Raw genomic sequence first — 11522 nt, 5'->3', positions numbered from 1 at the left:
ATTTGATTTTGCACAACTCATCAGTCACTATTGACAAAGAGCCAAAAGAAGAGCACCAACGTTAATGAAAACGTTGGTGCTACTAGTATACCGGCGGCCGGGGTCGAACCGGCACGCCCTCGCGGGCACTGGATTTTGAGTTTTTTACCTACAAAATCATCTAACCTCTTTTCTCATCATTTGAACTCGTCTAATACGGTCTCAAACACTGTCAAATCAACCTTTAGAAAGATTAAAATACTACAATTAGCTCTATTACTGAATTCTTGAAAAAAGTGCCTAAAGCACGTTTTCTGGAAAAAAAGAAGAAATTTGACGGACATTTAAACTATCAAAATAAAAAAAAGAACAATTCATTTTAGTCCTTGATATAAAATTAATTCTTTTAACCAAAATTAAAGTAGTTTAACTCTACTATAAATTTTGGTTATTTTTGGTCAATTAATTCTGCTATATAATAGGAAGTCTTTTTTCATTTTATTGAAAAAATAATCAAAAAGGAGAAATAAACTATCAACTTAAAAAGTAGAAGTCCCCCTTTTTTCATTAGGTGTATTTCAGTGTAGTTGATATATAAAATTGGAGGTTTTATAATGAAAGAAAAAAGAAAGTATTCAAAGAAACTAGTCAACATTATTGCATTACTTACAATGATGACCAGTTTTTTTATTTCACCATTTTTTGCATTAGCAGCTCATGTAACAAATGACACAGTCGGCAATTGGGTTTCTACCTGGCATTTAACTAGAACAAATGGCATACATTGGACTGATCAAAGTGTAAACATGAAAAAAGCTGACGGTGTCGTTTCTTTTTGTATTGAACATGGTGTGAGTTTGAATGTTGGTACAGGATTTGAACCAACTGAATATAATTCAGAAAAATTATCCCTAATCGCCTACTATGGTTATTATAAAAATCCTAATGCTGAAAATTACGGCATCACTCAAAATATAATTTGGGAAGAACTAGGAGACACTCTCCTAACAACAAACCTACCAAACTATAATGCAAGGAAAGGCCAAATTCTAGATCAAGTTAATCAACATCACACCAAACCCTCTTTCAGCGACACATCAATTGAACTAAATGCGGGTGATTCTATTACTTTAACTGATACAAATAATGTTCTTGAAAAGTATAGTCATTTACAGAGTAATAGTGCAAATTTACAAATTGATAAAAATGGCAAACAGTTAAAACTAACTGCAACTACTAGTTCAAAAGAATCAGGAAACCTACAATATAGTATTGCCGATTCAAAAGATGTTGGTACTAGCTTTGTTTATCATAAAGCTGGTGAACAACGAGTAGTTAGCTTTAAACTGCCAAATGCCGGTCTTTTTAAAGTTAATGTGAAAGTAAATTTAAACGGTAATGCCCGAATTCGAAAAATTGACAAAACAACTGGATTGCCACTGGCAAATGTAAAAATGCTACTTGAATATAATGATACAAAGAAAGAAGCTCTGACGGATGACCAAGGCTATATCGAATTAAACGACATCAAAGCTGGAACAGAACTAACTGTCACAGAACTACAAGCCTTGGACGGATATTTCAATTATCAAGATACAAAAAAAATTACGATTCAGCCAAATCAAACTGTCGATTTGATCTTTGAAAATATGCCCCAACAAGGAATTGCATCTCTCAAAAAAACAGGAAAAACGCCAATTTCTTTTGATGAAAAAGAAACTGAATTTGGATTACTCTATGAATTCAAATTTGAGTATGAGCCGTTACAAGACGTGTCTTATGATATTCAAGCAACAGAAGATATTAAGACTGCTGATGGTACACTGCGTGCTAAGAATGGAGATACTGTAGCTTCTTTGACAACTGATGAGGAAGGATTATTTATAACCGATCCACTTTTCCTTGGTAAATATCAAGCTGTAGAACAATCAGCATCGAACGGATTCGTCGTAGATTCTACCCCTATTCCGTTTGAGTTAAATTATGAAGGCCAATTTATTGAATTGGTCTCTACTTCCCTTCCAGAACAAAAAAATGAGTTTCAAACACTAACACTTAATCTGCTTAAAGATGAAGAAATAATCCAAAACTGGAAAGACAATCTTCCTATCATCGAAAAGGTTAAAGCAAATGGAAAAATCTTTGGTTTATTCACAAATGAAGAATTGTCATTTACTGATAAAATTTTAGAAAAAGATTCATTAATCAACTACGGTACTGTTGTCGATGGCACTTTAACCTTTGAAAATTTACAATATCCCGAAGGTGCTTATTATTTTAAAGAGCTAGATGCAGGCGACAATCATATCTTAGATACTGAACACTATGAGTTCGAATTTAAGCCTTCTGACAATGAAAGTGTAAAAGAAATCACTATTACAGATGAAAAAAATAAAATATCGGAAATCACTGACAACACCGATACACATAATCCTTTGCTAAATCAATTACACTTTAATCAATTTAGCTTTAAGAAAGTAAACGAAGAAGCAACCCTAATTAGCAAAAATGGGTATACTTTCGATTTTACAGGTAATGCCCAAGGTGCTGTTTTTAGTTTAGAAGATGAAAACAACGATGTCATCCAAACACTTGAAATTGACCAAGACTCTATTGCACATTTTGAAAATATTCCTGTTGGAACGTTCTATTTAAAAGAGCAAAAAACATCCGCCGAAAACTATGTTTTATCTAAAGAAGTCATTCGAATTGAATCTTCAAAAAATGGAATTTCTGCCTACGATGAACAGGATAAACTATTAGGCGAACAGACAATTGATTCTGTGACAGAAGATGACATTGAAGCTACTGAAAAAGATGATTCAGTCATTTCAGAATCTGAAGTTACCACCCCACTCCTTTTATTTGAAATCAAAAACCATCTAATCAAGGGAACAAGTGAATTAACAAAAAAAGATGTATCCACTGGGGAACTGCTTCCAAACACAGGTGTCCAAATTCTCGATAAAAATAAAAAGATTGTAACTGAAGGACGAACAGATGATAATGGTGTTTTCACTTTTGAAAATCTTCCGAAAGGTAGTTATTACTTCAAAGAATTTGATGCACTTCCTAATTATGAATTAGATGAAACTCCTATTGAATTTCAAATAACCAAAGATGGCGAAGTCGTCAAATGTGAAATGACAAATAGAAAGAAGCCTACTGAGAAGCTCCCAGATACAGGCGAGACACTTAATCGAACGCCTTTACTATTTGGTTGTCTCTTAACCATTTCAGTAGTATGTTACTTTATTTACAAAAAAAAGAATAAAAAACAGAACGAACATTAAGAAAGGACTTTAACATGCTAGAGCAGAATAAAACAAAAAATAACTTTAAAGTGCTATTTTGGTTGTTCTCTACACTAACAATCATTAGTGCTTTTTTTATGACATCACAGACTTTTGCATCAGCCTCTACAGTTAGATACACTAAAGCAACAGACCATAAATCAGTCTATTCTCTTCCAGCACAGACTGAAAATGGCATTTTTATCATCTACGCTGATGATCAACCTGCCTTTTGCATTCAACACAGTAAAATGCTTATTCAAGAAGAAGCTGGTTTCACTAAATCAGAACTGACAATTCCTGAAAAGGACAGACTCTCATTGATTGCTTACTATGGTTATCATCAAAACCCAAGTCCAGTCAATTATGGAATTACACAGTCACTTATTTGGGAAACGCTAGGTAGTCAATTAGTTTCTACAGAAATTCCAGATTTCCAAAATCAAAGACAAATAATCTTAGATAAAGTAAACAAGCACTCTATCAAACCAAGTTTCATCAATCAGACTATCGAGCTAAATATTGGGGATTCCATTGAATTAACTGATACAAATAACGCTTTAGAAAGATACGCACATTTAACTGAAAATAGTGCAAATTTAAAAATCGAAAAAAAAGGAAATAAATTGAAGCTAACTGCTACAAAAGATTCCAAAGAAAGTGGAAATCTACAATATAGTATTGCCAATCAAAAATATGTTGGTACAAGCTTTGTTTATGAGAAAGAGCCTAGACAAAGTACCTCTGTTCTCAAATTAAAAAATGCGGGACTATTCAATCTGCCAATTAAAGTAAATCCGAATGGAAATGCCCGTATCCGAAAAATTGACCAAACAACTGGATTACCTCTTCAAAATGTCAAAATTGAATTAGCTTATCATGGTAAAAAAATAGAAGCTCTTACCAATAAACAAGGATTTATCGAATTAAACGACATCAAAGCTGGTACAGAAATAACCGTTACAGAATTAGAAGCTCTTGATGGCTATTTTAACCATCAAATATCTAAAAAAATTGTTATTAAATCCAAACAAACGATTGATCTAGTATTAGAAAACATGCCTCAACAAGGGATTGCTACCTTAAAAAAAGTTGGAAAAGTCCCGATTGATTTTGAAGAAAAAGAAACTGAACATGGTTTGTTGCATGAATTTAACTTTGACTATAAATCACTTCAAAATGTCTCTTACGAGATCTAAGCTATCGAAGATATAGCAACTGCTGACGGCACACTACGTGCTAAAAAAGGCGATATTGTCACTTCTTTAACAACCAATGAAGAAGGTTCATTTACAACTAATCCACTTTTTTTGGGTAAATATCAAGCAGTGGAAAAGACAGCTCCAAATGGTTTTATTGTAGACACCACTCCAATTCCGTTTGAACTGAAATATGAGGGGCAGTTTATTGAGTTAGTTTCTACTTCTCTTCCGGAAGCAAAAAATGAATTTCAAATGCTTAAATTGACTCTGCATAAGGACGAAGAAAAAATCCAAAACTGGGAAAATAATATCCCTATTATTGAAAATATCAAGTCAAATGACAAAGTCTTTGGTTTATTCACGAATGAAGAAATGACATTTGCAGACAAAATTTTAGAAAAAGACTCTTTAGTTAATTTTGGCACTGCGGTTGAAGGAAACCTAACCTTTGAAAACTTACAATATCCAGAAGGTGCTTATTACTTTAAAGAACTAGATGCAGGCGACAATCATATCTTAGACACTGAGCATTATGAATTTGAGTTTTTGGCTTCTGATAATGAAGTAGTCAAAGACATCCAAATTTATAATAAAAAGACCGATGATAGTAAAGAGGATGATAATCAAGAAGAAACACCGCTTCTTAACAAACTATACTTTAATCAATTTAATTTTAAAAAAATAAATGAGGTACCTATTTTAAAAGAAAAAGATGGGTATCTTTTTGAATTTACAGCAAACGCTCAAGGTGCTGTCTTTACTTTAGAAGATGAAGAAAATAAAATCATCCAAACAGTTGAACTCGGTAAAGACTCAATTGCTCATTTTGAAAATATCCCTGTCGGAACATTCCATTTAAAAGAGAAAAAAGCATCAGCTGAAAACTATGTTTTACCCAAAGAAGTCATTCGGATCGAGTCTTCAAAAGACAGGATTGCTGCCTACGATGAACAGGATAAATTACTAGGCGAACAAACTATTGATTCTGTGATAGAAAAAGAAAATGAAGCTACCGAAAAAGATGAATCAGTTGTTACAGAACCAGAAGCTACTGCTCCATTCCTTTTATTTGAAGTGAAAAACTACCTAAAAAAAGGAACAAGTGAGTTAACTAAAAAAGATGTATCTAGTGGGGAATTACTTCCAAATACAGGTATCCAAATTTTAGATAAAGATAAAAAAATCGTGGCTGAAGGAACTACTAATGAAGATGGTGTTTTTACTTTTAAAAACTTACCTTATGGTACCTACTACTTCAAAGAATTTAGCGCCCCTGCAAATTATCTATTAGATGAGACACCTATTAAATTTGAAATAAAGGAGGACGGAAAAATAGTGAAATGTATGATGACAAATCAAAAGAAAGATAGTCCAACTGCTAAGCCATCTCCAAAACAATTACCCGAAACTGGCGATAAGCCCAGAATTATTTATACACTTATCGGACTTGGGCTAATTGGTTCCACATTTGTTTTATCCAAAATATATCGAACAAAAAAACAAAATAAAAAATGAACCTCGTAACAGACACTTTAAAAATAAAAGTGTCTGTTTTTATTTGAAAACTAGTTAGGAGTTGAGAACATGACATTCAATGAAGAGGAATTAAAAATCATCTTCCAGTTTGCCAGAACAGACAAAGTAGAAACTTTAAAAGCATTAACTACCCTACTCCCCGCGCTGAAACACGCTGAAACAAAAGATTTAGTACTGAACACAATTGAAAAACTAGAAAAAATGGAAGCAAAAGAATGTGCAAGTTTTATCAAAAAAAATCGAAAAACATTTCTTGAAAAAAGAGATGCTTCAATCAGTCAACGACTCAAAGCGGTAGAAAAAGACAAAGCAGAAAAACCGTACCAAAGAAGTAAAAATCAATATAAGACAAGATAATATTAGGGGTGTTTTCATGGCTGTTTTTAGAGTAGAACGTACAAAAGACTTCACTGTAATATCAAACCATCATCTACGAAATACTGAACTTTCATTAAAAGCAAAAGGATTACATTCTCTTATGTTAAGTCTTCCTGATAATTGGGATTATACAATGACTGGATTGGCTTGTATCTGTAAGGATGGATTGAGTAGTATTCGAGCAACCATACAAGAATTAGAAAAACATGGCTATTTATTTAGGAAACGAATCAGAAACAGTAAAGGGCAACTGACAGAAACAGAGTACACGATTTTAGAATGTCCAGTTCAGCAACACTCACACTCATCCCCTACATTTGAAAATCAAACATTGGATAATCCAACGTTGGCCAATCCTACACAGGATAAACCTATGGAGGATAAACACACACAATCAATTACTAATGAATTAAAGACTAATAAATCAACTACTGATTTATTAATTACGAATATCAATCAATCTATCCTTGAATCTAAGATGGATGGGATGGATGTTTATAGACAACTCATAAAAGAAAATATCGCTTATGACATTCTAAAAACTCAAATTGACACAACACGATTAGATGGCGTTGTTGATCTAATCTTAGAAACATTATGTTCATCTAAAAAAAGCATCCGAGTAAACGGCGAAAACATCCCCTCTGCGCTAGTTAAGAACCGCTTGCTTAAAATAAATAACATGCATATTGAGTATGTTTATGAATGTCTCGATAAAAGTGCAACACAAGTTAAAAATATCAAAAGTTATTTATTAACTGCGTTGTATAATGCGCCCTCAACAATTGATCATTACTACGATTCTAAAATAAATTATGACTTGAATAAATCTAATGAAGAATGGAGATAATAAACGATGCAAAAGACCGGAACACTAATTATTAACGACACAAAACGGTTAGATATTAGATTCGATTTAACTACCTATCATGGGAGTTTACAAGTCGGAGACTCTTTAGAACTATTGATTGAAAATCGCTGGATTGAAACAACGGTTGGTTTTGATGTCAATTGGTATTTATCTGGGATTAGAACGGACAACCTTATTGGCTTACGTGTCAAAATAACTCTTTAAAACTTCTATCTGACTGTCATAACTTATAGAAAGGAGAATGCTATGCAAGAAGAAACGACTCATAAAACAATTGCACTGTCTGTAAAAACAACAAAGATGACTGCCCATATCTTACAAATAGCAATCAAAAAATATTTAGATCAAGTACAGCGAAAAAAAATGAACCGATCAAGTCGTCCCAAAATTTATCGTGGCAAACAACCTATGAAAAAGTTAATGGCTCAAAATGCAGGGCTATCAAATATTGAAATTACGGAAAAAAATATTAAAAGCTTTGAAAGAGTTGCGCGAAAATACGGTGTGGACTTTTCTTTAAAAAAAGACTCAACACAGTCCCCCCCTAAATATCTTGTATTTTTTAAGAGTCGTGATGTTGATGTCATTAATCAAGCATTTAAAGATTATGCTAACAAACAGGTGAAATTTAAAGATAAACCTTCCATCAAAAAACAGCTTGCTGCACTTAAAGCTCAACTTAAAAATGTGGCAACTAACGATAAAGACAAAAACAAAAAAAGGGAAGTTTCACGATGACTTCTACAATCAAAAAATTAATTGTGACCTATCTTCCCTATCTTGTCTTGTTTTATTATGCCACCAAACTAGCAGAATTATTTAGATACGCTAATGCTAATGATGTGATTGATAAATGTATCATCACTTTGCTTAATTTACACTGGATGTTGAAAAATCCCGCACCTAGTTTTTATAGCACTGATTTATTTTTTGGTCTTGTTTGCACAATAGCTATTTGGCTATTCATTTACCAAAAAGGAAAAAATGCTAAAAAATTTAGAAAAGGTGTGGAATATGGTAGCGCTCGTTGGGGCACACCAAAAGATATTAAACCTTATGTAGATCGGAATTTTGACGATAATGTATTGCTTACTCAAACTGAGCAACTCATGATGTCAGGTCGCCCCAAACAACCAAAGTATGCACGAAATAAAAACATCTTAGTAGTTGGCGGTTCTGGTAGTGGTAAAACACGATTTTTTGTTAAACCTAACCTCATGCAACTACATTCTTCTTATGTAGTTACTGACCCAAAAGGAACTGTACTGCTAGAGTGTGGAAAGTTGTTAGAACAAGCTAAATATAATATTAAAGTGTTAAATACCATCAACTTTAAAAAATCAATGCACTATAACCCGTTTGCTTATATCCGTTCTGAGAAAGATATTTTAAAACTCGTCAGTACCATTATCGCCAACACAAAAGGCGAAGGCGAAAAATCTTCCGAAGACTTTTGGGTAAAGGCAGAAAAACTTTATTATACAGCTTTAATTGCCTATATCTGGTATGAGGCGCCAGAAGAAGAAATGAATTTCATCACATTATTAGAAATGATTGATGCTAGTGAAGCACGTGAAGATGATGAAGATTTCAAAAATCCAGTTGATCTCTTATTTGACCAACTGGAGGAACGTGATCCTAATCACTTTGCTTTAAGACAGTATAAGAAATATAAACTTGCAGCAGGTAAAACAGCGAAATCTATTTTGATTTCTTGTGGTGCTAGATTAGCGCCTTTTGATATCGCAGAATTAAGAGATTTAATGTCCTATGATGAATTAGAACTTGATACTCTCGGTGATCGTAAATCGGCTTTATTCGTTATCATTTCAGACACTGACGATACCTTTAACTTTGTTGTATCTATCATGTATACGCAACTATTCAACCTACTTTGTGATAAGGCTGATGATGTCTATGGTGGTCGTTTACCTGTCCACGTCCGTTGTTTACTGGATGAATTTGCAAATATTGGACAGATTCCTAAATTCGAGAAATTAATAGCCACCATCAGAAGTCGAGAAATTTCGGCTTCTATTATTTTGCAATCGCAAAGTCAATTAAAAGCTATTTACAAAGACCATGCCGATACCATCGTTGGAAATTGTGATACGACTCTTTTTCTTGGTGGTAAAGAAAAATCAACCCTTAAAGAAATGTCTGAATTACTTGGAAAAGAAACCATTGAACTTTACAACAATTCTATCACTAGGAGTAGAGAAAAAAGTTATGGTACCAATTATCAAAAACTAGGAAAAGAACTTATGACACAAGATGAGATCGCTGTAATGGATGGTGGAAAATGCATTCTACAACTTCGTGGCGCTCGTCCATTCTTCTCAGATAAATTTGATATTACCAAACACAAGCGTTACAAATATCTATCAGATTTTGACGAAAAGAATATCTATGATATTGAAAAAAACTTGAAGAAAAAAATAAAGATTCATCCGGACAGCCTTGTGGATCTGTATGAAGTCTAATATTAAAAACGAAAGAGGTTAAAATACATGCAGTTTTTTAATGAAGCAATAAATATTCTAAAAGTGCTCGTTATTGCCATTGGTGCGGGCTTATCAGTTTGGGGAATTATCAATCTGCTTGAAGGGTATGGAAATGATAACCCAGGGGCAAAATCTCAAGGAATCAAACAATTAATGGCTGGTGGTGGCATCGTATTAATTGGCGTTAAACTAATTCCTATGTTATCGGGGTTGTTTTAATATGTTTGGTCTTTTCGATAAGATTGAAGAAATATTAAAAGATTTTCTTATCAGCATGGTGGAAGCAAACCTATCAAATATGTTCAATGATGTGAATGAAAAAATTGGAACGATAGCCAGTGAAGTTTCAAAAACACCACAAGCATGGAATAAAGATATCTTTAGTATGATTCGAAGCCTCTCTGAAACAGTCGTCGTCCCCATTGCAGGTATGATTATCACTTTTGTACTTTGCCATGAATTAATTACCCTAATCACAGAAAAAAATAATATGCACGACATTGACACATTCATTTTTTTTAAATACTTCTTTAAAATGTTTGTTGCGGTCTATCTAGTAAGCCATTGCTTCGACATTACAATGGCTATTTTTGATGTTGCTCAACACCTCGTGAATAAGAGTTCAGATTTCTTGAGTACGAGCACAAATATAGATGTCATCGACACACTCAATCAATTGAAAGATAGTATGAAAGAAATGAGCCTTGCTGAATTAGCAGGTCTTTCTATAGAAACCTTACTCATTTCACAGTGTATGAATATCATATCAATTTTAATCACAGTTATCCTGTATGGGCGAATGGTAGAAATTTATCTTTATTGCTCTATCTCCCCTATCCCATTTTCTACTATAACAGCAAAAGAATGGAATATCGGAAATAACTATGTAAAAGGTCTACTCGCATTAGGTTTTCAAGGATTCTTTATCATGGTTTGTGTTGGCATATATGCCGTATTAGTTAAATCAATGACGCTAGCAGATAACATTCATGCTGCTATTTTTTCTGTCGTTGCTTACACTGTTCTACTCTGCTTCTCACTGTTCAAAACTGGTAGTCTTTCTAAGTCAGTATTTGGCGCTCACTAAATGAAAGGAGAACTAAATGGAACATACACTCAAATTGAAAATTAAGAATAATAACAATGAGAACTCGCAAACCTTTGAAATTGTTCATCCGTCAGAAAAAGAAATCTTAGATTTATTAACCGACTACAACAAAAATAATAGACAGTCACAAGGCAAAGTTCTTACTGATTATTTAAAAGAACAAGGTGTTAAAACGAAGCCACTTGCTAGAGACAATTTCCAATTAATGAATTTTGAATATGATGCTGGCAATAACATTTTGACGACATTTTATTCAGTAGAAGTTGCTTTATCAATCTCAAATCGCTACCTGTTCATACAGGATTGCGAAGACGGTTTTGATTATACTTTTTATGATGCAGATTTTAAATCAATAGATGGTGGTATATATGAAGCTGATGAAAATGTTCCTATGGAAACAGCCATTAAGTATCTTTTAGAAGACAATCGTCTACCTTGGCAACTAGCAACTCAAATAGATTCAAGTATGCTACTTGAACAGGTAGATAGAGCAGAAGGTATTTGTTTAGAACCAATAGAACAACCACCTACGAAACAATCGATTATTCATTCTTTAACACAAGAAATACAATCCATAACAATTTCTAAAAAAGAACTAATAAGTAAAACGCACGATCTTACTGATAGATAACACAACCTCAATAAACGATA

General features: G+C 33.3%; 10 protein-coding genes and 1 pseudogene. All 11 read left to right on the top strand.

Annotated elements, in window-relative coordinates:
• Window positions 1-593 precede the first annotated feature (593 nt).
• The 11 genes and pseudogenes from AC1PU0_RS07085 to AC1PU0_RS07035 all read left to right on the top strand — a co-directional run bounded on the left by AC1PU0_RS07085 (window position 594) and on the right by AC1PU0_RS07035 (window position 11502).
• A complete protein-coding gene (locus tag AC1PU0_RS07085) occupies window positions 594-3272 on the top strand; it encodes a SpaA isopeptide-forming pilin-related protein (RefSeq protein ID WP_206850412.1) in 2679 nt (892 codons plus the stop codon).
• A gap of 98 nt (window positions 3273-3370) precedes the next feature.
• The gene (locus tag AC1PU0_RS07080; RefSeq protein ID WP_206850410.1) at window positions 3371-4471 is read left to right on the top strand and encodes a thioester domain-containing protein; all 1101 of its coding nucleotides are present in this window, start codon (window positions 3371-3373) and stop codon (window positions 4469-4471) included.
• Between the two features lie 3 nt (window positions 4472-4474).
• Window positions 4475-5989, top strand: coding sequence for a SpaA isopeptide-forming pilin-related protein (locus AC1PU0_RS07075; RefSeq protein ID WP_340689594.1), 1515 nt, complete (start codon window positions 4475-4477; stop codon window positions 5987-5989).
• Between the two features lie 69 nt (window positions 5990-6058).
• On the top strand, window positions 6059-6367 hold the full coding sequence (locus tag AC1PU0_RS07070; protein ID WP_206850406.1) for a transposon-transfer assisting family protein: 309 nt from the start codon (window positions 6059-6061) through the stop codon (window positions 6365-6367).
• A gap of 16 nt (window positions 6368-6383) precedes the next feature.
• Window positions 6384-7238 (top strand): DUF6017 domain-containing protein, encoded by an 855-nt coding sequence (locus AC1PU0_RS07065; RefSeq protein ID WP_479998792.1) that lies wholly within the window; start codon window positions 6384-6386, stop codon window positions 7236-7238.
• Window positions 7239-7244: 6 nt separating this feature from the next.
• The gene (locus AC1PU0_RS07060; RefSeq protein WP_206850401.1) at window positions 7245-7463 is read left to right on the top strand and encodes a DUF5348 domain-containing protein; all 219 of its coding nucleotides are present in this window, start codon (window positions 7245-7247) and stop codon (window positions 7461-7463) included.
• A 42-nt stretch (window positions 7464-7505) separates the two neighbouring features.
• Window positions 7506-7997 carry a PcfB family protein gene (locus AC1PU0_RS07055; RefSeq protein WP_206850400.1) on the top strand — a complete coding sequence of 164 codons (492 nt, stop codon included), beginning with the start codon at window positions 7506-7508 and terminating at the stop codon, window positions 7995-7997.
• Window positions 7998-8227: 230 nt separating this feature from the next.
• Window positions 8228-9742, top strand: a pseudogene (locus AC1PU0_RS07050) (VirD4-like conjugal transfer protein, CD1115 family); the annotation flags it as partial.
• A gap of 27 nt (window positions 9743-9769) precedes the next feature.
• Window positions 9770-9982, top strand: coding sequence for a Maff2 family mobile element protein (locus tag AC1PU0_RS07045; protein ID WP_206850398.1), 213 nt, complete (start codon window positions 9770-9772; stop codon window positions 9980-9982).
• Between the two features lies 1 nt (window position 9983).
• A complete protein-coding gene (locus tag AC1PU0_RS07040; protein ID WP_206850396.1) occupies window positions 9984-10850 on the top strand; it encodes a VirB6/TrbL-like conjugal transfer protein, CD1112 family in 867 nt (288 codons plus the stop codon).
• Window positions 10851-10866: 16 nt separating this feature from the next.
• Window positions 10867-11502, top strand: a complete 636-nt coding sequence (locus AC1PU0_RS07035; RefSeq protein ID WP_206850394.1) for an LPD16 domain-containing protein — start codon at window positions 10867-10869, stop codon at window positions 11500-11502.
• The last annotated feature ends 20 nt before the right edge of the window (window positions 11503-11522 follow it).

Source organism: Enterococcus sp. XAF26B05_ASV22 (genome assembly GCF_056727285.1).
The sequence above is the reverse complement of the archived record's forward strand: the minus strand, read 5'-3'. Positions and strand labels throughout refer to the sequence as shown.